Source organism: Rhizobium sp. CFBP 13726 (assembly GCF_014841925.1).
GTDB lineage: Bacteria > Pseudomonadota > Alphaproteobacteria > Rhizobiales > Rhizobiaceae > Neorhizobium > Neorhizobium soli.
Genome location: NZ_JACYUU010000005.1, coordinates 34,204 through 59,919 on the forward strand (window position 1 = coordinate 34,204; position 25,716 = coordinate 59,919).

25 protein-coding genes are annotated in these 25,716 nt (G+C 58.9%); 7 read left to right on the plus strand and 18 right to left on the minus strand.

The window, feature by feature from the left end; genetic code table 11:
- Positions 1 to 73 precede the first annotated feature (73 nt).
- Complete coding sequence (locus IFT66_RS19315) at positions 74 to 787, plus strand: GntR family transcriptional regulator (protein WP_192078607.1); 714 nt, start codon at positions 74 to 76, stop codon at positions 785 to 787.
- A gap of 36 nt (positions 788 to 823) precedes the next feature.
- Here IFT66_RS19315 and mnhG read toward each other — a convergent pair whose 3' ends face one another.
- Genes mnhG through IFT66_RS19345 form a run of 6 tightly spaced genes read right to left on the minus strand, consistent with a single transcriptional unit; the run spans position 824 to position 6,824 of the window.
- Positions 824 to 1,192 (minus strand): monovalent cation/H(+) antiporter subunit G, encoded by a 369-nt coding sequence (mnhG, locus tag IFT66_RS19320; protein ID WP_062459008.1) that lies wholly within the window; start codon positions 1,190 to 1,192, stop codon positions 824 to 826.
- Positions 1,189 to 1,470, minus strand: coding sequence for a K+/H+ antiporter subunit F (locus IFT66_RS19325; RefSeq protein WP_062459005.1), 282 nt, complete (start codon positions 1,468 to 1,470; stop codon positions 1,189 to 1,191). Before IFT66_RS19325 ends, mnhG begins: the two co-directional genes overlap by 4 nt.
- A complete protein-coding gene (locus IFT66_RS19330; protein ID WP_062459002.1) occupies positions 1,467 to 1,943 on the minus strand; it encodes a Na+/H+ antiporter subunit E in 477 nt (158 codons plus the stop codon). Before IFT66_RS19330 ends, IFT66_RS19325 begins: the two co-directional genes overlap by 4 nt.
- Positions 1,943 to 3,568: a monovalent cation/H+ antiporter subunit D gene (locus tag IFT66_RS19335; RefSeq protein ID WP_192078608.1), complete on the minus strand. Its 1,626-nt coding sequence runs from the start codon at positions 3,566 to 3,568 to the stop codon at positions 1,943 to 1,945. The genes IFT66_RS19330 and IFT66_RS19335 overlap by 1 nt, the downstream gene beginning before the upstream one ends.
- Positions 3,565 to 3,903, minus strand: coding sequence for a Na+/H+ antiporter subunit C (locus tag IFT66_RS19340; protein WP_062458996.1), 339 nt, complete (start codon positions 3,901 to 3,903; stop codon positions 3,565 to 3,567). Before IFT66_RS19340 ends, IFT66_RS19335 begins: the two co-directional genes overlap by 4 nt.
- Positions 3,903 to 6,824: a monovalent cation/H+ antiporter subunit A gene (locus IFT66_RS19345; RefSeq protein ID WP_062576836.1), complete on the minus strand. Its 2,922-nt coding sequence runs from the start codon at positions 6,822 to 6,824 to the stop codon at positions 3,903 to 3,905. Before IFT66_RS19345 ends, IFT66_RS19340 begins: the two co-directional genes overlap by 1 nt.
- 75 nt (positions 6,825 to 6,899) lie before the next feature.
- Here IFT66_RS19345 and IFT66_RS19350 point away from each other — a divergent pair, with 75 nt between their 5' ends.
- Together IFT66_RS19350 and IFT66_RS23780 are read left to right on the plus strand one after the other, a co-directional pair.
- The gene (locus IFT66_RS19350) at positions 6,900 to 7,208 is read left to right on the plus strand and encodes a helix-turn-helix domain-containing protein (protein ID WP_062458994.1); all 309 of its coding nucleotides are present in this window, start codon (positions 6,900 to 6,902) and stop codon (positions 7,206 to 7,208) included.
- A gap of 92 nt (positions 7,209 to 7,300) precedes the next feature.
- Entirely contained in the window at positions 7,301 to 7,426 is a 126-nt protein-coding gene (locus tag IFT66_RS23780) for a hypothetical protein (protein ID WP_256413830.1), read from the plus strand.
- Positions 7,427 to 7,523: 97 nt separating this feature from the next.
- Here IFT66_RS23780 and IFT66_RS19355 read toward each other — a convergent pair whose 3' ends face one another.
- The 5 genes from IFT66_RS19355 to IFT66_RS19375 form a co-directional block, all read right to left on the minus strand.
- Positions 7,524 to 8,561, minus strand: a complete 1,038-nt coding sequence (locus tag IFT66_RS19355; RefSeq protein ID WP_192078609.1) for a dipeptidase — start codon at positions 8,559 to 8,561, stop codon at positions 7,524 to 7,526.
- A gap of 109 nt (positions 8,562 to 8,670) precedes the next feature.
- The gene (locus IFT66_RS19360) at positions 8,671 to 10,029 is read right to left on the minus strand and encodes a lipopolysaccharide biosynthesis protein (RefSeq protein ID WP_192078610.1); all 1,359 of its coding nucleotides are present in this window, start codon (positions 10,027 to 10,029) and stop codon (positions 8,671 to 8,673) included.
- Entirely contained in the window at positions 10,019 to 11,098 is a 1,080-nt protein-coding gene (locus tag IFT66_RS19365; RefSeq protein ID WP_113165124.1) for a GNAT family N-acetyltransferase, read from the minus strand. The genes IFT66_RS19360 and IFT66_RS19365 overlap by 11 nt, the downstream gene beginning before the upstream one ends.
- Before the next feature lie 64 nt (positions 11,099 to 11,162).
- The gene (locus tag IFT66_RS19370) at positions 11,163 to 12,098 is read right to left on the minus strand and encodes a hypothetical protein (RefSeq protein ID WP_192078611.1); all 936 of its coding nucleotides are present in this window, start codon (positions 12,096 to 12,098) and stop codon (positions 11,163 to 11,165) included.
- 229 nt (positions 12,099 to 12,327) lie between these two features.
- Complete coding sequence (locus IFT66_RS19375; protein WP_113165122.1) at positions 12,328 to 13,863, minus strand: GumC family protein; 1,536 nt, start codon at positions 13,861 to 13,863, stop codon at positions 12,328 to 12,330.
- Positions 13,864 to 14,071: 208 nt separating this feature from the next.
- Between IFT66_RS19375 and IFT66_RS19380 the strand changes: the two genes are divergently transcribed.
- From IFT66_RS19380 to IFT66_RS19395, 4 genes are all read left to right on the plus strand, one after another.
- Positions 14,072 to 15,367, plus strand: a complete 1,296-nt coding sequence (locus IFT66_RS19380) for an O-antigen ligase family protein (RefSeq protein ID WP_092664206.1) — start codon at positions 14,072 to 14,074, stop codon at positions 15,365 to 15,367.
- A gap of 148 nt (positions 15,368 to 15,515) precedes the next feature.
- Positions 15,516 to 16,670 carry a glycosyltransferase family 4 protein gene (locus IFT66_RS19385; RefSeq protein ID WP_342344798.1) on the plus strand — a complete coding sequence of 385 codons (1,155 nt, stop codon included), beginning with the start codon at positions 15,516 to 15,518 and terminating at the stop codon, positions 16,668 to 16,670.
- Positions 16,671 to 16,819: 149 nt separating this feature from the next.
- Positions 16,820 to 18,004 (plus strand): glycosyltransferase family 4 protein, encoded by a 1,185-nt coding sequence (locus tag IFT66_RS19390; protein ID WP_192078613.1) that lies wholly within the window; start codon positions 16,820 to 16,822, stop codon positions 18,002 to 18,004.
- Between the two features lie 6 nt (positions 18,005 to 18,010).
- Positions 18,011 to 19,594: a glucosamine inositolphosphorylceramide transferase family protein gene (locus IFT66_RS19395; RefSeq protein ID WP_192078614.1), complete on the plus strand. Its 1,584-nt coding sequence runs from the start codon at positions 18,011 to 18,013 to the stop codon at positions 19,592 to 19,594.
- A gap of 57 nt (positions 19,595 to 19,651) precedes the next feature.
- Here IFT66_RS19395 and IFT66_RS19400 read toward each other — a convergent pair whose 3' ends face one another.
- The 7 genes from IFT66_RS19400 to IFT66_RS19430 form a co-directional block, all read right to left on the minus strand.
- Positions 19,652 to 20,410 carry a WecB/TagA/CpsF family glycosyltransferase gene (locus tag IFT66_RS19400; RefSeq protein WP_192078615.1) on the minus strand — a complete coding sequence of 253 codons (759 nt, stop codon included), beginning with the start codon at positions 20,408 to 20,410 and terminating at the stop codon, positions 19,652 to 19,654.
- A 685-nt stretch (positions 20,411 to 21,095) separates the two neighbouring features.
- On the minus strand, positions 21,096 to 21,617 hold the full coding sequence (locus tag IFT66_RS19405; RefSeq protein WP_062458964.1) for a flavin reductase: 522 nt from the start codon (positions 21,615 to 21,617) through the stop codon (positions 21,096 to 21,098).
- Positions 21,618 to 21,656: 39 nt separating this feature from the next.
- Positions 21,657 to 22,436: a pyrimidine utilization protein D gene (gene rutD, locus IFT66_RS19410; RefSeq protein ID WP_192078616.1), complete on the minus strand. Its 780-nt coding sequence runs from the start codon at positions 22,434 to 22,436 to the stop codon at positions 21,657 to 21,659.
- Between the two features lie 4 nt (positions 22,437 to 22,440).
- Positions 22,441 to 22,827, minus strand: coding sequence for a pyrimidine utilization protein C (gene rutC, locus IFT66_RS19415; RefSeq protein WP_062458958.1), 387 nt, complete (start codon positions 22,825 to 22,827; stop codon positions 22,441 to 22,443).
- A gap of 26 nt (positions 22,828 to 22,853) precedes the next feature.
- Positions 22,854 to 23,588, minus strand: coding sequence for a pyrimidine utilization protein B (gene rutB / locus IFT66_RS19420; RefSeq protein WP_184655227.1), 735 nt, complete (start codon positions 23,586 to 23,588; stop codon positions 22,854 to 22,856).
- Positions 23,585 to 24,676, minus strand: a complete 1,092-nt coding sequence (rutA, locus tag IFT66_RS19425) for a pyrimidine utilization protein A (protein WP_062458952.1) — start codon at positions 24,674 to 24,676, stop codon at positions 23,585 to 23,587. The genes rutB and rutA overlap by 4 nt, the downstream gene beginning before the upstream one ends.
- A 211-nt stretch (positions 24,677 to 24,887) precedes the next feature.
- Positions 24,888 to 25,706, minus strand: coding sequence for a bifunctional allantoicase/(S)-ureidoglycine aminohydrolase (locus IFT66_RS19430; protein WP_192078617.1), 819 nt, complete (start codon positions 25,704 to 25,706; stop codon positions 24,888 to 24,890).
- Between the last annotated feature and the right edge of the window lie 10 nt (positions 25,707 to 25,716).

Sequence of the window (25,716 nt, forward strand, 5' to 3'; positions counted from 1 at the left end):
GAGGGCGCGTACAGAATTCGGTTATGCCGCGTCGGAGCGTATGATCCGCTCCGGGAAGGAAGGGACCGTAGGAATGGATGCAAAACCACGATCCTCGCTGGGCACAAGGGTGACCGAGAGGCTGAGACGAGCCATCATCGATGGCGAGCTCGAGTTGGGTGACGCACTTTCGGAAGACAAGCTGGCGACCACGCTTGGCGTCAGTCGGAGCCCGGTGAAAGAAGCCTTCGCAACGCTCGAACAGCAGGGCCTCATCGATGTGCGTCCGCAAAGGGGAAGCTTCGTCTTTCTGCCGACTCGCGAAGATACGGAAAACCTGTGCGAATTCCGCAAGACGATCGAGATCGAGGCAGTTCGCCTCGCCATGTCGCGTCGTCGCGATGAAACGTTAAAGGCGATGCGGGCAGCTGCCGAAGACATGATGGCGGCGTGCGAGGCGGGCGACAACCATCGATCCGCCCGCGCTGATGATCATTTCCACGATGCATCACTGGAGAATTGCGGCAACCCGTATCTATTCAACGCCTACCAGCTCGTGTCGAGCAAGGTCGCGGCACTTCGATCGCACCGTTCCACGCTGCCCACGCGCAAAAACGCGAGTGCTGAACATATCGCCATCGTGGAGCTTCTGGAAAGCAATCGGATCACCGAAGGACTGGACATGCTTGGGACCCATGTCCTGATGATGGCGGTTCGGTACGGTATTGAGGAAGAGCCGCTACGACTTCCCGGTGGACGAGCCGCACGCAGCGCGAAACTCGACCATATCGGCCTTCTGCCGGACTAGTCCCGCAACCGGAACGGACGACAGGACAGATCCGTCTCAATCGTTGTTTACGATATCGGCGCGGTGTTTCTCCGGCACGCCTTTCGTCTTCTCAACTCTGTCTCGATGCAGCGCGGCGCGTGCGAGGAGAAGGAAGGTGGCCGGCGTCGTAACCGTGACGAAGATCCCGATGAGGATCTCGTGCATCATTGGTCGACCTGATGTCACGGAGAAAAAGATCATCGATGCGACCATGACGCCGCCCACACCCCAGCTGGTGCCGAGGGTTGGCGCATGGATGCGCTCGTAAAACGTCGGCAGCCGGAGAAAGCCGATCGCGCCGATCAGCGCCAGCGCCGCACCGACAAGCAGGAATACCGCGACCGCGATGGCGGCCCAGAGCGGCAGATCAGTGGCTTCACTCATTCGATCACCTCACCCCGCATCAGAAATTTGGCGAGCGCAACGGTTGCCACGAAACCCAGCATGCCGATCACCAGCGCCGCTTCGAAATAGATGACCCGACCCGTGCCGATCCCGAACGTGACAAGCATCAGCATCGCGTTGATGTAGAGCGTGTCCAGTGCAATGATCCTGTCCTGCGCCCGCGGGCCGCCGAACATGCGCACAGAGGCGATAGCCATGGCCGCAGCCAGCATCAATTGTGCGACAGCCACAGCTGTGAAGACGATGATGGCACTCATACGAAGATCTCCATCAAGAGCTTTTCATAGCGGTTCTTGACCATATCGCGCCACTTCGCCTCGTCGTCGAGATCGAGGACATGCAACAGCACGGTATTGTCGTTGGAATCGTATTCCAGCCAGGCTGAGCCGGGCGTGCTCGTCAGAACGATCGCGAGCACCGCCAGCGAGAAATGGTTGTGCGTCTGCAGCTGGATCGTCAGGAAGGCCGGATTATGCCGCCGCGAACCGCTCCTCAGGATGACTGCGGCAACCTGCGCGTTCGACTTTGCAACGTCGTAGAGCACCATCCCCAATAGCTTCGGGAGAAGGTACCATTTGCCGAGTCTCGGCTTTTCCGGTCTCAGGGAAGCCATAGCCCAGCAGGCGAAGACTGCGACCATTGTGCCGATAATCAGGTGGCCGAGCGTGAACCCGTTCAGCAGCAGCCACATGAGGACCAGGAAGACGGCAAGGATCGGGAAGGGAAACATCAATCGCCTCCCTGTCCGTTGCTGTCGGCGACGCCCTTCAGGACTGTCGCGTTTCTGACGGCGTTGATGTAATTTTCCGGGCTGGCGAGGGTCCGTATCGTCGTGTCCATGTACTGCATCGCGGGTCCAGCCTGAACCGTCAGCACAAGGGTAAGGCTCAGAAGGAACATGACTGGTACGATCTCGATGACCAGCACCCGCGGCACGGTGCCCTCGATCGAGCTCCAGAACGTCCTGATGCCAACACGCGTCATCGCGATAAGCGCTGCGACGCCTGACAGGATGACGAGAACGATGAGCGTCCAGACCGCAGCAGTCGGCGGCACGCCAATGGCGCCGGTGCCCATCATCGCGGACAACATCGCGAATTTGGCGATAAAGCCAGACAGTGGCGGCAGACCGGACAGAAGGATCGCACAGGCTGCAAAGCATATGCCGAGGATCGCCATCGTCCCGGGCATCGTGACCCCGTCGCCCTCTTGCGGCTCATCGTCGTCGGCGTCGCCGTAAGCTTCCATCGTCACGGTGAGGACGCTAGCGCCCGCATCCTGACCACGCTCGACAAGTTCGATCAGCATGAAGAAGGCGCTGATCGTCAGGGTCGAGCTCACGAGATAGAGGAGTGCGCCGGACGAGACCGCACCATCGTTGATGCCGAGCACCATCAGAAGCGTGCCGGACGACACCAGAACCGAATATCCGGCCAACCGGCCCAAGGCCTGCGACGCGAGCACGCCGATCGTTCCAAACACCACTGTCGCGATACCGCCGATGAGCAGGAATGTCGATCCGAACCCGGCCGATGGCCCGGTTTCAAACAGCAGCATGATCAGCCGCAAGATGACATAGATGCCGAGCTTGCTGAGGATCGCGAAAACGCCCGCGACGGGTGCCGAAGCGGCGCTATAGGCGGTCGGAAGCCAGAAGCAGAGCGGCCACATGCCGGCCTTGATGAGAAATGCGATCCCGAGCACGCCGGCGCCGGCTTCCATCAGCATGCGTCGGTCCGGCTCGATCTGCGGAATGCGCGCGGCAAGGTCGGCCATGTTCAGCGTACCGGCCGTGCCGTAAATCAGGCTGACGCCGATCAGGAAGAGAAGTGCTGCGGCAAGGTTGACGGCAATGTAATGGAGGCCGGCCTTTACCCGCAGCGGACCAGAGCCGTGCAGAAGCAGACCGTAGGATGCAGCAAGCATCACTTCGAAGAAAACAAAGAGGTTAAAAAGATCGCCGGTGAGGAATGCGCCGTCCACCCCCATCAGCAGCAGCTGGAACATGGTATGGAAATGGGCTCCGACAATGTGCCAGCGGGCCATCGAATAGACAAGCGACGCAAGCGCCACCAGCGCCGTCAAAAGCAGCATCATCGCCGACAGCCCGTCGAGCACCAGCACGATCCCAAATGGAGCGGCCCAGTTGCCCAGCAGATAGACGCCTTCGAAATCGCTCGGACCGCTCTCGATACGAAACAGCACGAACGAAACGCAGACGAGGATCACCACCGACGTCAGGCTGACCATCGCCTTGGCAACGCGCTGTCGTTCGTCGATGAACAACAGCACTGCCGCCGCAAGCAGCGGGACCAAGATCGGTGCTATGATGAGGTGATGCGCCCAGCCGTTCATGACGGGTCGCTCCTGCCGTCAACATGGTCGGAGCCGGTCAGGCCGCGGGAGGCGAGAAGCACGACCAGAAACAGTGCCGTCGTGGCAAATCCGATGACAATTGCCGTCAGCACCAGTGCCTGGGGCACCGGATCCGCAAGGCTTGCGGTGGCCGTGCCGTCCACGAGAACCGGCGGCACATTGGTCTTCACCCCGCCGACGCTGAAGATGAACAGGTTGACGGCATAGGCCAGAAGGGAAAGCCCGACGATGACCTGATAGGTCCGTGGGCGCAGGATGAGCCACACGCCGCAAAAGGTCATGACGCCGATGGCGATGGAGAGAATGATTTCCATCAGGTTTCCTTCGTCTTTGCTGCATCGATTGCCCGCAGGCGATTGATGCGGATCGACTGGTGCGCCAACGCCACCATGATCAGAACCGTCGAGCCAACGACGAGCGAGAAGACGCCGAGATCAAACAGCAATGCCGTTGCCGCCGGCATTTTCCCGACAAGCGGAAGCTCGACATACTGGAAGTGCGAGGTGAGGAACGGGTAGCCGAAAGCCCAGGCTCCGATACCGGTTAAGGCCGCAGTCAGAAGGCCAGCACCCATCCAGCGCAGCGGCAGAATTCGGATCCGATCTTCTGCCCAGCGTGTTCCGCCGGCCAGATACTGCAGCAGGAAGGCGAGCGACAGCGTCAGGCCTGCCGAGAACCCGCCGCCCGGCATGTCGTGACCACGCAGGAACAGATAGACAGCGAACATGATGATGACAGGGAAGAGCCACTGCATGATGACCGACGGGATCAGCATGTAGTCCCGAGCCGTATCGCCCGCAGACCGATCCGGCCGCTCTTCGTCGAAGCGGTTCTGTGCCCGCTGCTGTTCGGGCATCGCCATCGTATCGTCGGCCGGCCGGAAACGGCGAAGCAGCGCATAGACGGTGAGCGCCACCACGCCGAGAACTGCGATTTCGCCAAACGTATCGAAGCCGCGGAAGTCCACCAGGATCACGTTGACGACGTTGCGGCCTCCGCCCTGCGAATAAGCGTTTTCCAGGAAGTAAGTAGCGATAGCGTCCGGCACCGGCATCGTCATCACCGCATAGGATATGAAGGTCATGCCGACACCGCAGAAAACGGCGAGCGCAAGATCCCGGAAGCGTCTCAGCCGGGCGCGGACGGTAATCGGTGCATCATTGATTTCGTTCCGCTTCGGCAACCAGCGTAGGCCGAGAAGGATCAGTACCGTCGTGATGATCTCGACCAGAAGCTGCGTGATCGCGAGATCAGGCGCCGACAACCAAACGAACGTGACGCAGACGATCAGCCCGACGCCGCCAAGCATGACGAGCGCCGCCAAACGGTGATATTTCGCAAGAAACGCGGTGCCGAGCGCCAGACAAATACCAATCAGCCAGATGGCCGCGAAGGCCTTGTCGACCCCGGAGAACACGAACGGCCGCGGCTCGAACCCGGAGAGCCAGAGCGGCAGGAGACCTGCGACAAAGCCGGTGAACACGACCCAGCGCAACTGCGGCTGCAGCTTGCGGGTACCGATCCGCCGCTCCGCGAGCCTTGCCCAGCGCCATGAGACTTCGACGAGGATACGCTCGAAGATGCGCTGTCCGCGGAAGCGTCTGAACACGGGCGCACCGTCTTTGCACTGCGCAAGATAATTTCGAAGGAGGATGTAGATCAGCGCGCCGGCGACAAGAGCAACGATGCTCATAACGAGCGGAAGGTTGAAGCCGTGCCAGATCGAAAGGCTGTATTCAGGCGTATCCGGCCCGAGTACGCCCATCGCGGCCGCCTGCAGGATCGGTCCAACGGCGATCGCCGGAATGACGCCGACGACCAGACACGCGACGACCAGAAGTTCGATCGGGAACAGCATCCAGTGCGGCGGCTCGTGCGGCTTTTCCTTGGGAAGACCAACTGGCTTCGGCCCGAAAAAGACCGTGTGGATGAACCGAAGCGAATAGGCGACGCTGAACGCACCGGCGAGAGTGGCGACGTAAGGAAGGATGCGGTCCAGGAACGAGTCCGCGTGGGTCTCGACCGCTTCTGCGAAGAACATCTCCTTCGACAGGAAGCCGTTCAAAAGCGGGACGCCCGCCATCGCCGCACTGGCGACCATGGCAAGTGTGCCGGTAATCGGCATGAACCGAAACAGTCCGCTCAATTTTCGCATATCACGCGTACCGGTCTCGTGGTCGATGATACCGGCTGCCATGAACAGCGACGCCTTGAACGTCGCATGGTTCAGCATGTGAAAGATCGCAGCGACCGTTGCCAGCGGGCTCCCGAGGCTGAGCAGCGTGGTGATCAGGCCGAGATGGCTGATCGTGGAATAGGCGAGCAGACCCTTCAGATCCTGCTGGAACATCGCGAAGTATGCGCCCAGCAGAAGCGTGATCATGCCGGCCGCACCGACGAGAATGAACCATTCGTAACTGCCGGACAGCGCCGGAGACATGCGCGCCAGGAGAAAGACCCCGGCCTTTACCATGGTCGCAGAATGGAGATAGGCCGATACCGGCGTCGGCGCTGCCATCGCGTTCGGCAGCCAGAAATGGAACGGAAACTGCGCGCTTTTTGTCAGAGCGCCGAGCAGGACGAAGACGAGTGCCGGGACATAGAGGGAATGCGCACGAATGACGTCGCCTGCCTCCAGGATCTTGTCGAGGTCGTAGCTTCCGACGATATTGCCGAGAAGCAGGAGGCCGACGAGAAGGCAGAACCCACCGATGCCGGTCACCGTCAGGGCCATACGCGCACCATCGCGGGCAGCGGAACTGTTGTGCCAGTAACTGATCAACAGGAACGAGAAGATGCTCGTCAGTTCCCAGAAGATCGAGAGGAGGATGACGTTGCCGGAAAGCACGATCCCCATCATGGCCCCCATGAACGCCAGCAGGAACGAGAAGAAGCGCGGAACCGAGTCCTCTTCGGACATGTAGTATCGCGCATAGATGACGACCAGCAGTCCGATGCCGGCGATCAGAAGCGCGAACATCCACGCGAACCCATCAAGTCGCAACTTGAACTCGAGCCCAAGCTGCGGGATCCACTCGAACGTCAGACGGACAACCTGGCCCTCCGTAATCGAAGGGTAGGAGGCAATGACGATCAGAAGGCACGCAAGCGAAACCCCACCGGCGGTCCAGGATGGCAGCACACGCGACGATGTCTTCAGAAAAAATGCCGAAGCAAGACTGCCGACAAACGGCAGAACCAGAAGAACAAGCAGGAAATATGGCCCCAGCGTTATCCCAATGTGTCTGTTCCTCGTGTGTTTCGATGGCCTGAGAGCGCACAATACGCGCCACTAGCAATCTCTCAAAAATTGACCTATATGATTTGTATTGACCAATATGGGCAGAATAGAGCGATGGGTCAAGCCGCGCAAACTTGTATATTGTCTCCAGCGCTTTGCCGGGCGGCCCGAGGGTTCCTCGACTGGACCCAGTCGGACCTTGCCGATCGCTCAGGCGTGTCGCGCAGCACCGTACGCGACTACGAGGGCCAGCGCCACGATATTCACAGATCGACCGAGGCTCAGTTGCGCCAGGCGTTCGAAGGCGCGGGCCTTGCATTCGTCGTGACCGAGAATGGAATTGGGATCTGTCCCGGCGAACAGAAGCAAGAGTGCTGAGGCCGCCGATCGGCACCGCAAACCATTTCAGACCCCGGGAACCAAATTCGCGCCAAGAGCTTTCTCCCTACATGTGAGGGAGGGATTATCACATGAAAATTGCTCTGCTTTCCGCATCGTTCGCAGTCGTGAGCCTAGCCGTCGCGGCTTCCTACGTCCTGCCGTCGGGCAGCACCCTGGAACGCGGCCAACCCTACAAATACGCGATGGCACGCTAATGCATTTCTCAGGCGTTTGAGAACCTCGCTGGCGTCTGACGCCGGGTCAGGTCGCTTTCAACGTTTCGCACATTTGCTTGCGGCTGCTTTGTGCCGGTCACGCAGCCCAGCTTCGGTCCAGCACGTCGATCCAGTTTTCGAATGAGATCTTCGCGATATCCTCGTCCGAGAAGCCCTGGTTACGCAGGGCTTCGATCAGGCGCGGAAGGCCGCTTGCATCTTTTAAGTCCGAAGGCACGGTCGTACCGTCGAAATCCGAGCCTAGCGCGACGTGATTGATTCCGATCCGCTCGGCGATATAGGCAATGTGCCGCACAAGCACATCGAGGCTCGTGCTTTCGTCTCTGCGCCCGTCGTCGCGCAAGAACAGGACACCGAAATTGATGCCGACGAGCCCGCCTGTATCGCGGATCGCGTCGATCTGGCGGTCCGTGAGGTTTCGGCTGTGCGAAGATAGCGCGTGCGCATTGGAATGGGATGCGACAAGCGGCGCCTTCGAGATTTTTGCGACGTCCCAGAAACCGGCCTCGTTCAAATGCGACAGATCGACCATAATCCTGAGGTCGTTGCACGCACGAATCAGGTCTCGTCCGGCGTCACTCAGGCCCGGGCCGATATCCGGCGTTGACGGGAACTTGAACGGAACGCCATAGGCAAAGATGTTCGGACGGCTCCAGACGGGACCAAGAGTTCGCAAGCCCGCTTGGTGAAGCACGTAAAGCGCATCGAGATCCCCGGCAATTGCTTCGGCGCCCTCGATATGCATCACAGCGGCAAAGCTGCCCGTTGCAATCGAGCGGCGGAGATCGTCCGCAGTCCGACAGACCTTGACCCCGCCGTTGGAACGGCGCTCGATATCCAACAGGATCCGAGCCATGGCGATGGTCTGGTTCAGCGCCTCGGGTTGAGCCGGGGTCGGAAAATCGCCGTTCTGGTCCTTTGCCATGGACGGCGACGGCACATAGATGGCGCAGAGACCCCCGGCCAATCCACCCTCGCGGGCTCGCGGCAGATCGATATGACCATCCTTCCGCCCGTCCAGAAAGTCACCGACAGGATCCTTCGCGTCGCTGAGGCGCAGACGCAAGAGCACGTCGTTATGACCGTCGAAAACCGGAACGGGAGAGTTCGTCATCTGTGGAAAAGTCCTGGGGAATCATGATGCGGAAGACTTCTAGATAGGATCTCCGGCTCCGAAATACACCCGCGAGACACAGCGGAAAGAATTCGTTGCAGCCCTTTTATCATGCCCGCCTCAAGAGAAGCCGGAACATCGACGAGTCGAACCCGGTCAGGGCTTTGTCCGCAATGCGCAAGACGATCGACTGAAGTGCGAAAGCGGCAGCGGTCGTCGCAACGGCGCCCATCACCCCGAAATGCGGGACGAACAGGAAGAAGCCGGCAATCCGCACCACGACGCACACGGCCATGATCTGTAGATAGCGGCCTTCGTGGCCTGCCAGAAGCAGCATGATCACAGAGGGCCTCGTCGTTCCGAGCGCCGCAGTGCCGAGGCAGAGGACCAGCAGTTCCGGGAAATACGCAGCATAGGGCTCGTTTATCAGCAGAAGGGCGAAATAGCCGCCTACCAGAATGCCGATCAGGCCGATCGCGCTGAAGGCAAGGGTTATCCAGGCAAGGCTATCGAGCATCTTGTTGAGGGCCCGCTGTTCTCCGCGATAGTAGAGCCCCGGGAGATGGCGCGTTCCGAACAGATTGACCGAGTCCGCAGCGGCCGCGAACAAATTGGCGAGGCGAACCGTCACGAAATAGGCCCCTGCGATTACCGGGTCCATCAGATAGCCGATGATGATCACGTCTATGTACTGATTAGTAGCTTCGAGAGACGTCGCGAGCCAGAAGCGGACCGATCGCGGAAGCCATAGCCGGTAGTCCGCAACCGCTCGGATACGGTTAAAGTCCGGAAAACGATGCAGGATTCGTCCGCGGATGAGATAGAGCTGCAGAAGGAGAGCAACACCTGCTCCAACTGCCAAGGCCAGGAAGAGATGGGCCGTATCCGGGCGTGTCCCGCTGAAGAGACAGGCGAGCAGATAGAGGACGGGCACGCTCCCGACAATGGCGTTGCCCGCGCCGTCTCCCGAGGCAACGCCGATCTCGGTTCGCACGAGATGCATGCAGATCTGCAGCACGGAGACGATCATCATATAGATGACGCAGGTTATTGCTGTCTGGCCATCGACCAATGCGGAAGCCCAGAAATACAGACCGATCGCGACGATAACGGTGCCGCTGAGCGACAGAAGCAGCGTGAAGTAGAGCGCGCCTTTCAGCTTCGCCGCATTGCCTGCCGCCGTCATCTCGTTCCACATCCGCAGCACGAACGGCTCCTGTCCGGCGGCTGCCACGATGCAAAGCAGCCCCGCTGCGGAGTAGAGGATCGAGTAGTGTCCGAACGCTTCGGGATCGAGAAGCCGAGCAGCAAGCGTGATCAGCGCGAAGTTGAGCAAAACCATGCCGATCTTGACGCCGACGACGACAGCCATCCCGCCGATATCCGGCCGGCGGATAATCGCGCCGATCCGACCGGCAAAGGTGCGGTGGGCAGCGGGCGCCACGTGGTCGGATGCATCACCGGACATTGGCGACCCCTTTTCTCAGGAAGTTCTTGAGCGGTTTCGCATGGTGATAAATGGCAGCGACCGCAGCTCCCTTGAGAGACAGGGCTACGGTGATATTGCGCATCGTCGTTTCCGTCGGGCGAAAATGCGTTTTGTACCCGGGATCGCCGAGGCAGAGATCCATTACTCTGTGGCCGTCCTGGTGGCGCAGCTGTGCGACGCGGTAAAGGATCTGCATTCCCGCCGAGATTTTCTGATGCTTCTTGATGTCGGATGCAAGCAGCGTTGCGTGAAACTCGCCGTCGCCTGCCAGCCCGAACAGGGCAGCGACAGGTTCTCCAGCGAGATAGCTGACGTAGAGCACAGCTTCTCCTGAAGCCGCCGCTGCGACGGCATAATCACGATAGAGATCGAAATATTCATGGCGATCCAGCAGGTTCTCCGAATAACGGTCCTGTCGCGCCTCCCGAAGGAAGTCGAAGACCGCGCGGATTTCCTGCTCGTCCGTAATGGCTTTGTGCAGGTAGGGACCGTAGGCTGCTTCCGTCTGTCGGTGCAACCTGCCAAGGTTCTTGGTGAAATTGCGGTTCATCACCTTCAGGCGCCAATGGTCGAAATCGTCGCCGATATCGAACGCGTAGGCAGAGTTCTCTCCCCGGCTTTCGCGAGCCCCCTTGAACAGACGCTGGATGTCGAAGCCATCGGCACGAACCTTGCGGAACATCAGCAGGTCGGCACCGCGAAGCGTTTCGCGCAACGCCTTTAGAACGGCCGGTGACGCGGAGATCTGCTCGAAACGCTCCTCGTCGCAGACGATCGTGTTGTAGTCACTGATACCGAAATCCGCGGGCTGGATCATCATCACCCCGGATGAGCGCTGCATCACGAGGGGAAGCACGGCAAGGAGTCTGTCGTCGGCTTCGTTGCGGAACGTCACTGTCCGCTGCTTCGCGCCGAGGAAAGGACCGAGGCGCCGGTGCAGCATGTCGAGCCACATCGGCGCCTGAAAGGCAGTGCCCTTCCCTTCCGAATAGAGGCGGCGATATTCCGGCCCTGAAAAATCGAACGTCTCTTCTACGGTGACTTTCATGGATTCAGGGCTTTTCTCGATCGTATTCTGTCGGGGAGTTGGTCTTCGGCAGTTTGTCCTGTTCTCAGCTCAATGCGACCCGACCGCCTTCGGCCGATGCATCAAGCTTGAAATCGCGCTTGATGACGACATCACCCTTTTTCTGCTTCCCAGCCTTTTTCCAGGCAAAGGCCGCCGCCGCCTTCGGATAGACATGCAGGCCCGAATTTTCGGTCGACAGGCCCTTCACGCCGAGCGTGCGGCGAAACACGCCGTTGCCATAATGGACCGCGTAGGAATTCCAGATCTGCTTCGTCCAATGCTCCATCGTCACGGAGATGTTCATGCAATCATGGTTCTGTACGCGATGCGGTGCATAAAGCGGCCATGTCACCATTTCTCCCGGATGCAGATCGACAGCCGTTGCGTATTCGTCGAACCACGTCTCGTAGGGCATTTTTTCATCGGTCTCGCGCAGCAGGATCTTCTCCACCTGCATCGGGCGCAGAAACACCTCCGAGCGCGGGTAAAGATAGACCCGCTTGCTGCCCTCGATCTGCCAAAGCGACTGGCCCTGGATATCGGCGTGGTAGAAGACGTTGGCGTTGGGAGACGAGACGAGCACTCCGAGATTGCGTTTGAAGGTCTCGAACCCGGGCATGCGGCCGGCGAATTCGGAAAAGATCGTGTCGAGCAAACGGTCATATTCCGGCGCCCAGTCCATCACGCGGCGAATGTTCATCCACATGCGGCCCTTTTCGACTGCAGCGAGTGCCTCAGCGCCCGAAATGCCGTTGCGGACGCCATAAAGTCGCGATGGGTTGGTGATGTCGTCGGACATGGATTCCAACCCGAACTCGCTATCCGGGCAGCGTTCGATCAACTTGCCAACAGCCTCCCTCGAGAACAGACCCGTTTCAAGGAGGCGATGATTGAGCTTGACGATCTCATTGCCGAACAAACGCGCGTGGCGGTCTTCCCAGTTGGCAATGATGTCCTTGTTCATGAGCATAGAATTCATTGAAATCCACTCCCTAACATCCGTTCGTCACCAAGGGTCGACAATCGGTCTTGATACTTTCAGGATATCTTCGCTGGAACAGATAAAGCGAAGGGCTGACCTTGCTCTCAGATACAGCACTCCGGCCAGCGATGAGTAAACGCGGGCTGTGTTCTTTCCAAATCGGTTAACATGGAGTGAGGCCGACCATTAAAATCCGCCCTATTCTCTCGGGCAGAACTGCGACCCATCAGGCGTCCGGGTTCCACCGATACGAGCGCGGCGCAGGCGATGGCTCGTCCGGGAGCATCGACAACAACGATCCGGTGCGCGGTGCAGGCTTGCGCTCGATCTCTTTCGGATAGTCTTCGTCCAGCGTCTCGGTGCGGGCGTGTTCCGGCGCCCGTTGCGGATGATTGACATCCATCGCGATGCCGAAAGCGAGCACGCCGAGTGCACCCAGGGTCAGTCCGACTGCGGCGCCGAAAACGGCCGCCTGTGCTATGCTCGGCGGCCAGCTGCGCTCTCTCGGAGCGATGGGCGCAGAGATCACACGAAGATTGGTCGTATCGAGCTGTTGCCGTTCGGCCGCCATGCGGGCGCGCCCGAGGAACGCCTCGTAGACTGCGGCTCTCGCTGATGCCTCACGAGACAATTCCCTCAGACGCACCTGCGCATCGTTATCCGAGAACACACTGGTAGAAACGGTCTTCGATTCACCTTCCAGCTTTCCGACCACGGCCTTGGCCTGATCGTATTCGTTGCGGGCGGCTAGCGTCAGCCGGGACATTTCCCGGGCGATTTCCTGGTCGAGCGACTGCAGCCGCGACTGAACCGCGGCCCTTCTCGGATGCCTTGTACCGAACGTTAGCAACTGCTCGTCGGCTTCCTGCTTGAGGGTCGAATACTGGGCCCGCAGTGCGGCAAGCGTTGCGGACTGCATCGCCAAGGAATCGTTGCCACCGGCAAGCATTTGCTTGTAGCGCGAGTCAGCGGCGATCAGGCGTTCGCGAGCCTCGCGCAACTGGGTGTCGACCTGGACCATGGAACGGCTGCTGGAAAGCTCGCCTTGCGAAGAGCGAAGGCCGCTTTCGCGCCGAAATGTTTCGACGGCCTCTTCGGCCTCGATGACACCCTTCTTCAACTCGGTGAGCCGAGCAAGAAGCGAATCTGTCGTTCTCTTGGCGCCGTCAACATCGCCGGCATTGAGTTCGGCCTTGAATTCCTCGATCAGCGCTTGCGAGATCCGAATGGATTTTTCGGCATCCCATGTCCAGACCGACATGAACAGAACGAAGGATTTCTCATCCCGCTGGGCTGCAAGTCTCTTGTTGAGAGATTCCAGCGCGATGATTCTCGGATCGACCGGCGTCGCGGGTCCACCGAAGCTGAACAGGCTAAAACCGCCAGCTGGAACGAATTCGATGTCGTTGGTAAGATCTAGCTTTTCGATCACCCGGAGAAGCACGTTGCGCGACAGCAGGGTTTGAAGCTTGCTGTCGGCATTGAGGAGCAGCGTTTCGCGCATGTCGTTGCGCGAACCCGTCTCTTCGCCCACGATCTGCAGACCGGCGGGATCGATGACGAGTTCGCTCGTCACCGTATAACGCGGCTTGGAAATGACCGTGTAGGAAACTGCAAGCACCAATCCGATGAGGGCCGCTGCGACGATCCAGCGGAATTTTTGGCGCAGCCAATAGGCCAGCCGCCCCAGATCGATCTGAAGGTAGTTTGTCAGCCCTTCAGGTGCGGAGCTGTTCGACCGAGCTGGATATGGAGGCTGCATTCGGTTCACGTCTCACGGCTAATGGCAGAGCACCGGCTCTCTCATTCCACCGCATTTATCACAGCCTGTGCTTAAGATTGTTTTAAGCCAAGCCTGACCGATCAAACGGATAACCTTGCCGACGACCCGCCGCTTAATGCCGGTTTAAGGGTTTCAGGAGTAGGGACTTTGAGGCATTTGGATTAACGGATACGAGGCGGATTTTGAAATGGCGCATCGCTATATCGCACCGGCCATGTTCCTGCTTCTGCTTCTTTCCATGTGGGTGCCGGCCGAAGAGCTGAAGCTGCCCTCCTGGACGGAGCAGGCCCGTTATCTCGTCTTCCTGATGCTCTCCGGCTGGATCGTCGTGGTGGCGTTTATCAAGGTGGGGCTCAGGATCCCCTCCGGCATAGAATGCACCCTGCTTGCAGCGTTCCTGCTCTATGTCAGTTTTTCCGCGGTGTGGGGCGTGCAAAGTGCCGACAGCTACATCAAGGCAATCCTGATCTTCAACGCGCTGGTGACGTCGCTTGCGATCGCCAACACGCTGACGCTCGAACAGTCGCTGCGGGTCATGTTCGCGGCCCTCTCCACCTTCGTTGTCGTCTGCGTTCTGGTCGCGCTGCTGGTCCCTTCGATCGGTGTCGACAGCAGCTGGGAGCATGCGGGAAAGTGGCGCGGCATTGCCGGGCAAAAGAACGGGCTCGCAGCATATGCGGCCTACGCGCTGATCGCGGGCGTTGGTCTTCCCCTGCGCCAACGCGTCACGCCGCTCGCGCAATGGGGCGCGCTTGTCGGTCGTATCGCAATGGTCGGGATCGCCTTGCTCGCGGTCTATATGGCAGGATCGCGCGGCGGCCAGCTTATATCAGTTCTGGGCGTCGCATCGATTGTGATTTCCAGACTGCCAAAGCTCCTCCAGAGACTAGCACTGCTCACCGGTCTCCTGTTCGCGATACCGATCATCAATCTCGTCTCGACGACGTTCGTGGTCGATGCCGACAAGATCGGCGTTGCAGGCATCACTGTCGATACCAACAGCCGCATGAAGATCTGGAGCTACGGCTTTCGTGAATTGCAGGGACGCGAGATCTTCGGCTTCGGCCTTGACAGCTTCTGGACTCCGGAACGCCTGACGAGCTTCAAAAGCGTCTATGGCTGGGTGCTCGACAACTTCCACAACGGCTATATCACGCTCATCATCGAAGGCGGCATCGCCGGCTTCCTGCTGTTTCTCGCAGCACTGTCAGCGACCTATCTTCTGCTCGTCGTATCGGTCGGAAATGTCAGAGACAAGTTCATCGGCCTGTCGTTTGCCTACGTCAACATGTACACCGTCAACAACCTCGTCGAGAACGAAATCGGTCGGTCGACGTCTCTCCTGATCTTCATCTTTCTCATCCTTGTCTTCTCGATCAGGCGACAAGTGTACCAGCACTATCCAGGACTTCAAAAAGCAGACGCAGCCTATCTGCATGGCGGCGTCCGAGTTCATCGCGGTCGTTTGCCGGCATCAACGTGAGAAGTGAAATAGTACGTTTACGATACCCGCACAAATCATCGTTACTGTTGGAAACGATGCTGTTAGCCTATTGTTTAGACGAACAATCTACTATTGCCCCACCAATTAGGAGTTGAAATTGTCCAACCGAGCCAGGCAGCCGAGGCGTGTGCTTTTTCTGCAAACTCAGGCGGAATTGGCGGGCGCGCAGGAGATCTCGCGGCTTCTCGGCCAGGAGCTTTCGCGTGGGCAACTGACGGGTGTGCCGGAATACGAAACGCACCATCTTTTCCTGTACCGGAAGACCGATGGCTGCGATCACTTCCCCAATGTCCATTTTGCAGCACCCCGCAGGCCTCAAAGCCTCGGCGAATGTCTCACCTTCGCGCGGAATTTTTTCTCCATCGTGCGCAAGATCAAGCCGGATACGATGTTGACCTTTCAGCACTACGGCAATGTGCTCGGTGCACTTGTCGGGCGGGTAATGGGCATTCCCTATATCGTCGCAAATCAGGTGTCCTCGCCCGCAACCGTGAACCGCTTTGTTGGCCTGGCCGATCGCATCCTCGGCACACTTGGTTTCTATGACGTGATAACCGTCAACTCCCATGCGACCTGGAATTACTTCCAGTCCTATGCACGAAGCTACCGCAAACGGCTGGTCCATATTCCGCATGGCTTTGCGCAGAAAACCACGTCGTTATCGAAAGAGAAGGCAAGGGACTGTTTCGATCTGCCCAAGGATGTGACGATCATGGGAACGGTCGCCCGGTTGCATCCTCTGAAGCGCATTGATCTGGCAATCTCAACACTGCCGCATGTGCCAAATCTGCACCTGGCCATTGCCGGCCAAGGCCCACACAGAGAATGCCTTGAGGCTCTCGCCCATACGCTTGGCGTTGCAGGCCGTGTCCATTTCGCAGGAGAGGTCAACCCGGAGCAGATCGGGACTTTCCTTGCGTGTCTCGACGTCTTCGCGTTTCCGACGGCCGCAGAGACATTCGGGCTTGCAGCCGTTGAGGCCGCGCAGGCAGGCGTGCCTGTCATTGCGAACGACCTGCCGGTGCTGCGCGAAGTCCTGCAGGTGGAAAGATCTGCCTGTGCCGTGTTCGTCGATGCCGAAAACACTGATAAGTTCGTCAGCTGCATCGAGTTGCTGCTCGCAGACAAGGCGCTGTATGACCGGCTCTCCGCATCGGGACGCGAACTCGCCGAACGTTACTCTCTCAATTTGATGGTCAGCGAGTACACAAAGATCATCATCAAGAGCAACGCTGAAAAAGGGGCTCCCCGCCGCTCTTCTGCGTTCAAGACGTCGAGTTGAGGTCATGCGCCGCGCAAAACGTCCGCGCCTCACGACTTGCAAGAAAATCCCAGTAATACGCAGTATCGTTCGAATGCTAAGTATCGTGTTTAGCCTCTCTTGAGCTTTCGCTGTCTTTATCGTCACTATACGAGTGAACCGGAAAACCTATGGCCGAGAGCGCGCAGCGACGTCCGACACGTCTTCTCTTTATCCAGACGCAAGCTGAAGCAGCGGGCGCTCAGGAGATCACGCGCCTTCTCGCCGAACAGCTGTCGAAACCAGCGATTTCCGGACAGCCCGAATTCGAGGCGCATCACCTGTTCCTCTATCGCAAGACCAGCGGCTGCGACCACTTCGAAAATGCGCATTTTGCGGCCGATCCGAGACCGCAGGGGATTTCGCAGAACCTTGCCATGCTTCGTCGTCTGTCGCAGCTCGTGCGCACGATAAAGCCCGACGTGATGCTGACCTTTCAGCATTTCGGCAATGTTGTCGCAGCTCCGGTCGGTCGCTTGCTCGGCGTACCACTGATCATTGCCAACCACGTCTCACCGCAGGCGACGATTTCCCGGCCGGTCGCCCTTGTCGATAAGGTGCTTGGCATTGCCGGCTGCTACGACGAGATCACTGTAAATTCGAAGGCCACCTGGCTGGACTACCAAGGACACCCGGCATCCTACAAGCGTCGACTGACCTATGTTCCGCACGGCTTTGCCGACAGAACCGTTTCGATGACGCGGCAGGAAGCGCGGGCAAAATTCGGCCTTCCAGCCGACGTCCCGATCATCGGAAGCGTCGCCCGTCTCAACGCCATCAAACGAATTGATCTCGCCATCAGATTGTTGCCGGTCATGCCGGATGTCCATCTGGCACTGGCAGGTCAGGGACCGGAAGCGCCCCGACTGCGAGCTCTCGGCGCAGAACTCGGCGTTTCGGATCGGCTTCATTTCGCAGGCGAGATGCCGTCCAGCGAAATCGGCGCCTTCCTGAAAAGCCTCGACGTCTTCGTTTTCCCGACGTCTGGAGAGACGTTCGGCCTCGCGCCGGTGGAAGCCGCTCAGGCCGGCATTCCGGTTGTGAGTTCCGACCTGTCCGTCATGCGAGAAGTCTTGCAGGTCAGGGGAGAGCCCTGTGCCCTTTTCGTCGATACGACCGATACGGCGTCATTTGCAAAAGCAGTTCGCGCTGTACTTTCCGATCCCCTTCTGCGGCAAAGGCTATCGGAGTGCGGGCAGCGGCTGCGCGAACAACACTCGCTCGATGCAATGGTCGACGGCTACCGTCGCCTGATCCGGCGACAGCCGAAAACATCGGAAGACAGGTTGCAGGCGTCCGGACAGCTTCAGAAATAAATGACGATGGACAGCGTTTCAAACTCCGTCGCTCCGATGAACATCAAGATTGTGGCGGAGCGCTCCTCCACATCGGCGTGGATACAGTGGCTCTGCCGTCGGCTTGAGCAGCGCGCCGCCGGTACCACGGTGCGCCTTCAATTGGTCCAGGGGGCTGATCAGGCAGCGCAGCCTGCCCTCGAAAGCCTTTTGCAGCTTGAGAAGATGGTGCTTCGACGCCACCAGCCGTGCCTCTGCGACCGTATTGAGCCGGATGCGTTGGCGGACTGGCGAACCCGGTCGGACAACGCAGCTCCGGATATTGTCATCGACCTCACATCGAACCGGAGCGCATCCCCCCGATCGACACGGATCTATCGGCCGTTGTTCAACGGCCACGCCGGTGAATTCAGTCTCGCTTCGGCGCTGTTTTTCGAGGGAACACCGCATATCGAGATTGAGTGCACCCTGCCTTCCGGCGAGCGCTGGATTGTTGCCGATGGCTTTGCGTCCCTCGAAGCTGCGGCTGGTATCGGTGGCGCGATGGAAGCCGTTTGGTCACGGACAGCCATCCTTCTCATCAAGGCTTTGCCGGAAGAACCGTGTGCGCCGCGTATTGCAGACAACACGGCCCAGCCACACGCACGCGCTATCACCCGCAAAGCGGTGACTGTTCGTAGCGCCAAGATGCTGGCATCTGCCGCGGCCCGCGCTGCCTATCGGCTATGCTGCCACGCTCCCCACTGGCGCATCGGCTGGCGTCGGGTCGCCTCTGACAATGACGTTTGGCAACGACGCGACCTCGGCGGGACACCCTGGGAGGTTCTCGCGGACCCAATTGACCATTTTTACGCAGACCCGTTTCCATTTCGTTGGCAGGGCAAGGACTATCTCTTCTTCGAGGATCTTGATCAGAAGACCCAAAAGGGCATCATCAGCGTCGTCGAGTTTGACGAACAAGGACGGCCGGGCCCAGCCATCCCTGTTCTGGAAGAGTCCTGGCATCTGTCTTATCCGTTCCTCATCGAAGCGGATGGTGAGATCTGGATGGTTCCGGAGGCGTCTCTCAGCGGCGAGATTTCCATCTACAGGGCAACGCGCTTTCCGTTCGGCTGGGAAAAACACGCGACACTTGTTTCCGGCATCGAGGCCGCCGATGCGACGATCATCCAGCACGCGGGAAAGTTCTGGATGTTCGCTGTGACAAGGGATGGTATCGGCGGCTATTCCGATACGCTCTGCTTATGGTCGGCGGAAACGCTTCTCGGCCCCTGGCGACCGCACGCCGCGAACCCGCTTGTCATCAACGACCGATCCGCGAGACCCGCGGGCAACATGATATGGCGCGACGGCAAACTGCTGCGTCCCGTGCAGGATTGCCGCAACGGCTATGGGGCAGCTTTGAGCCTTGCCAAAGTGACGCGCCTGGATGACGAACGGTTCGATCAGGTGATCGTAAAGCACTTGAGCCCCGGCGAGCACTGGCCCGGCCGAAAGCTGCATACGCTGAATGGCAATGGTTACATGGAAGCGATCGACGGAAGCATTATCCGGCCGAAATGGTCCTTCGCGGCCGGCATCGTCGACAGCTTCTACAAACCTGGCGCGTGACGCGCGGCTCGTAACGAGCGCATCAACGACCTGCCTTTATCGGAAGGCAGCACCCGATCAATTCGAGTGGGTGAACAGCGCGCGAATGGCAGCCGGGTTTGACAGCAGATACCGCATCGTCAGCCGGCGCGGCTCATTATACATCCGGTAGGCCCACTCCAACCCGTACCGCTGCATCCACAACGGCGCGCGGGCGTTTTTCCCCGAGACGAAGTCGAACAGACCGCCTGAGGTCTTGATCACACCGACAGATCGCAACCGGTCGATGTTCCGGCTGACAAAGGCCTGCTCAAGTGGAAAGCCCAACCCGATCCATAGAATATCGGGCTTGCTTGCCTGGATGTCGGCGATCACCGCATCCTCTTCGCCACGCTTGAAGTAGCCGTTTCTGCGCCCAGCGAAGGTTAGGTTTGGATACCTGGTCCGCATTGCGGCGACTGCCTTGGCGTTGACCTCTTCGGTTCCGCCGAGAAAATAGAAACTGACACCTGCCCGCTCTGCCTTGAGTGCCACTGACTGCACGAGATCGGTCGTCGCGATCCGTTCGGATACAGGATGCGACGAAAACATTCTGGAATACATGATCATGGGCATGCCATCGGCGTGGATCTGGTCGGCTTCCAGCATCAAATCCTGAAAGTCGGCCTTCTTCGCGCACATCGCGATCACCTGTCCGTTTGCCGAGGTGGAATAGAACGGCTTGGCACTGCTGCCCCGGTGAAGGAGCGCTTCATCGATGAAACCCTGCGCCGCCTCATCCATGCTGCAGCGGACAACGGGAAGACCGCCAAGCAGCGTCGTGGGCCAGTGGCCCATCGTGCTTTCCTGTGCGTAAACGTCGCCAGGATGTAGTGATGGCTTACCCATATCTGCCTCGTTTGAAGGTCAGACCACGGCTTGCGGGGACCTTTCTCCGATGAGATATAGCCCTCGCCGTCCATCACTCAATTGATATGTAGTGCGATAGTTAATTCTGAAACAATGTCAGAACTCGTTGAAAATCAACGCGAATGAGGTGGTTGATATTCACTCAGATGCTTACCAAAAAGGACCATGCGCGAGAGTGTGCGTTCCAATTCGGGACAACCTCGCCGTTCACCTGCAAAGCGTCGATCCATGAGAATCAGCGTGCTTGAACGCTGACCGTACCGGACCCCGAGACATATTCGCGCGGCATTCTCGGTAACCCGGTCGGTCGCAGAAGATCTTGATGACGGGATCGGTTCACAATCTGCCGGTGAACATCGGTTTTCTACCGCAGAAGAAACGTCTTAACGATTGCCGTTTCTGTACGCGTTCCGGCGGCTTTTCCGCTGCTGCTTCCGGCGGTCACGCGCGGTATAGACGACGGCCGCGACGACAATCGCGATTTCCGCGACAGCTGCCAGGCACCACATTGTGCTTCCCATGAACTCCTGCCCTTACGTTCAGACCATGCGCTTTGACCTTGGGCGATCATCCGAGCATTGCTCGTCTGAACAAACCCCAATGTCACTCCCCACTAAAGCGCGTGATACTTTCGATCGAGATAGATAAGCGACTGACCAGCCTTTGGCTGCACCGTGGTGAGCACTTCGCAGATCAGGATGTCATGCGTGTGACCGTCGGCAACGGACACAACGCGGCAATCGAAACAGACGAGAGCGTCGTCGAGTGCCGGGCTGCCCGTTGTTAGCGGCGCCCAGGTTGCTCCGGCAAACCGTTCATCGACGGGCGTCTTGCCCCCGAAAAGCTGGCTGAGGTCTGCATGGTCGGCCGAGAGGACGTTGACGCAGAGGACGCCGTTTTCCTTAAGCGGCAAATAGGCGCTCGAGGTTCGGTTGAGGCAAACGAGAAGCGTCGGGGGACTGTCGGAAACGCTGCAGACTGCGGTGGCGGCAAATCCGGCACGGCCACCCGGTCCATCCGTGGTGACGATATGAACGGCGGCGCCGAGGCGCGACATCGCGTTTCGAAAGTTCATCCGTGCGTCAACGACTTCTGGATTAACGTCGAGCGCAGGGGCAGATGCATTCACGGACATGGCTATCTCAAAACTTTCAGCTCGAGCGTACAGATGAAATCAAACCCGGCTTAGAAAATCTACCACGAGTTTGTTGAATTTCGGTGCATCAACGATATTCACCGCATGTGCGCCGAAATCCAGCAAAGCGAGTTCGGCATGGGGCATCATGTTCGAAAGCCGTACCGAGCGGGTGTAGGGCACAAGGAGATCATCCTTCGTGGCGACCAGCAAGGTCTGATGAGTGATTTCGGCAAGCCGGTCGCCGATGTCGAAGCTTCTCAGAGCTGCAATGCGCCTCATGATATTCTGCTCGCCCTGAAAATGGGCCGCTGCATGCGCCTCCTCGGCATTCATGCGTTCGGCGTTTTCAGACATCCAGACGGCCGGATAGAGAAACAGCGGTTGCGCCTTCACGAAGGCCGGGACGCCGGAGTTTTTGAGAAGCGCAATCCGCACGTCGAAACAGCGGCCGGAATGCGGATCGGCCTTGTCCCATGCATTGATCAGCACAAGCCTGTCGATCACCTCCGGCTGGCGTGCGGCGATCTCGAGCCCGATTAGACCACCAAGCGCATGGCCCATGAAGCTGAATGTCTTGAGGCCGAGCTCTTCCGCGAGCTTCATGACGTCATCCGCCATGGCCGCGATGCCGCCTTGCTCCGGAACCTCGCCGGGTGAACGGCCGGTCCCGAAGTGATCGTAGGTGATCACCCGGAAATGCTCCGAAAGCGCCTCGATCTGCGGCGTCCAGTAGGTGCCGCTGCCACCGAGTCCGGAGGACAGGATGATGGTCGGCGCGTCCTCGCCCGACGCGCCGAAAATATCGTAGTGAACCATGCCGTTACTTGCCGATGTGGGCGACTGTGGCGATCTCGACGAGAGCGTCCGGCTTCACCAGGCCGCACTGAACGCAATACCTGGCCGGCTTGTCGCCCGGGAAATACTCCGCGTAGACCTTGTTCACGGCCTGATAATTCGCCCAGTCGGTGATGAAGATATGGTTCATCGTGACGTCCTCCATCGTGCCGCCGGCGGTCTCGATGACGGATTTGATGACCTCCAGGACGTGACGGGTCTGTGCTCCGGCATCACCCACATGGACGACGTCGTTGTTCTTGTCGAAGGGCAAGGTCCCCGAGACGTAGACAATGCCGTCTGCCAGCGTTCCCGGCGAATAGGGCGCGATCGGCTTCTGGGTTCCTTCCGGAACGATGATCGACTTTGGCATTCCGTTCTCCTCTTTGTTTTTCAAATTCACATATCGGTGGGAGCGGCCTGGCTGATGGCACCGCAGAAATCATTGACGGTCGCGACCCAGCCGAAGAATTTCTCGACATTGTAGACGGTCGCCTGCTGGATGAAATCCGGCCCCAGATGATGGGTCGCATCCTCCAGCATCACGCCGAAATATTCGAGGTGAAACGCGTCTCTCAGCGAGCTTTCGACGCAGACATTGGTGGCAATACCGACAAAGACGAGATTGCGAATGCCGCGTGCGCGCAGCACGCTGTCCATATTGGTGTTGAAGAAGCCCGAGTAGCGGGTCTTCGGCACGAGGATGTCGCCAGGCTTCGGCTGCAGCTCGTCAACGATCGCGTAATCCCAGGTGCCCTTGGCAAGCAGTTGGCCCTGCAGTTCCGGCCGCGCCCGCATAGTCTTCAGTGCATTCGACTTGTGCCAGTTGGGAGAACCGGGGCCGCCGGCTTCCACATAGTCCTTGTCCCAGCCATTCTGGAAATAGATCACCTGCACGCCGTTCTCGCGCGCTGCATCCAGCGTCTTCTTGATGTTGGCGATCGTGCCCTTGGCGCCGGCGATGTCGAAGCCGGCGAGATCGACATAGCCGCCTTCTGTTGAATAGGCGTTCTGCATGTCGACGACGACGACGGCGGTTTCCGATGGCTTCATCGAGATCGGTTCCGGTCGTGCGGGAAGCGTCACGCTTTCCAGACGGCTTGCTGGTGCCTGATATCCTGCGACACCGGTCATTCCGCAGCCTCCAGTTCCATCTTGATGTGCTGGCGGCTTTTCATCAGCGGCTGCACGAATTGTCCGAATTTTTCGATGCCTTCGAGAAAATCGTCGAAGGTCAGCATGACACCGCCGGTGCCCGGCACTTCGGCCATCTCGTCCAGCATCGCTGCGACTTCGGCATAGGAGCCGATGATCGTGCCCATGTTGATATTGACCGCAGAAACCGGGTTTGCCATGTGGCGAACATTGGTATCGGAGCCGGACTTGGTATCGACAGCGCTCTGCAGACCGAGCCACTTGATCGCGTCCTGATCGGCACCGGCCTTGTAGTGCTCCCACTTGGCCCAGGCGTCTTCGGATTTTTCCTCGGCAAGAACCATGGTCAGCACGAACGAGCGCACGTCGCGGCCGGTCTTTTCGGTCGCTGCCAGCAGGCGTTCGTTGGTCGGCGCAAAGGCCTTCGGTGTGTTGACGCCGACGCCGAAGCAAAAGCTGTAATCGGCATATTCCGCCGAGAAGGCCATGCCGGCATTGGATGAGCCCGCGCAGATCACCTTCACATCCCCTTCCGGGATCGGCTTCATGCGGCAGTCGTCCATCTGGAAATACTTGCCCTTGAGATCCGACTGGCCGGTGGTCAGGAGTTCCTTCAGAACGGTCGTATATTCGCCGAGATAGGCATAGCGATCGGCGAAATAGTCGTCGCCGGGCCAGAGCCCCATCTGGCTGTATTCGGGGCGCTGCCAGCCGGTGATCAGATTGATGCCGAAGCGTCCGCCGGAAATGCTGTCGATCGTCGTTGCCATGCGCGCAACGATTGCCGGTGGCATGATCAGGGTTGCGGCCGTGCCGAACAGCTTGATCTTGGAAGTGACGGCGGCAAGGCCTGCCATCAGCGTGAAGGATTCCAGATTGTAGTCCCAGAATTCCGTCTTGCCGCCGAAGCCGCGCAGCTTGATCATCGACAGCGCGAAATCAAACCCGTATTTTTCGGCCTTGAGCGTGATTTCCTTGTTCAGCTCGAACGACGGCTTGTACTGCGGTGCGTTTTCCGAAAGCAGCCAACCGTTGTTGCCGATTGGGATGAAGACTCCGACTTCCATATTCCGATCCTTCCATGCTGGATTTCCAGGCAATGCGATAAACAGAACGGACGCAAGCTACGTGCCAGTTGTAGCCTCTCATAAGTTTCAATGACTTGCCAGACGGCGCCTCGAAGATATTTTATCGGCTGATAAATTTTTGACCATTTGATAAATTTTTCGGTGGGAGATCTGCCGAAGCCGTGTGCAGCAACGGCTTCGGCAGGTCCCGTTACAGTGCGGGATGCCGGTTGACGTCTTTGTAGAGCAGGTAGCGGAAGCGACCGGGACCACCGGCATAGCAGGCCTGCGGGCAGTAGGAGCGCAGCCACATATAGTCGCCGGCTTCCACCTCGACCCAATCCTGGTTCAGGCGGTAGACGGCCTTGCCTTCGAGAACATAGAGCCCGTGTTCCATGATGTGGGTTTCCATGAACGGGATCACCGCACCCGGCTCGAAGGTGACGATGTTGAGGTGCATGTCATAGCGGATGTCTGAGGGATCGATGAAGCGGGTCGTCGCCCATTTGCCGTCCGTATCGGGCATAGGGTCGAGCACGCAGTCGTCTTCATGGGTAAAGATCGCCGGCGGCATGTCCAGACCATCGACCACCTGGAACGCCTTGCGAACCCAGTGGAACCGCACCGGAGCGTCACTGCGGTTCCAGATCTGCCATTCCGAGCCTGCCGGCAGATAGGCAAACGATCCGGTCCGCAACTGGTTTTGCTGGCCGTCCATCTCGATCGTCATTTCCCCATCCACGACGAAGATGGCGGCCGAGGCGCGTGTGTCGGGCTCGGGACGAGCGCTACCGCCCTGCGGAGCAACCTCCATGATGTATTGCGCGAAGGTTTCGGCGAAACCGGAGAGCGGCCGGGAAATGATCCAGGCCCGTGCATTCTCCCAATGCGGCAGCATGCTGGTGACGATGTCGCTCATGACCGTGCGCGGAATGACCGCATAGGCGGTGGTGAACACCGCCTTGCTGCTGAGAAGGTCCGTCTGAGGCGGCAGGCCACCCATATTCGAGTAGTAACGGCTCGTCGTCATGCGCTGCGAT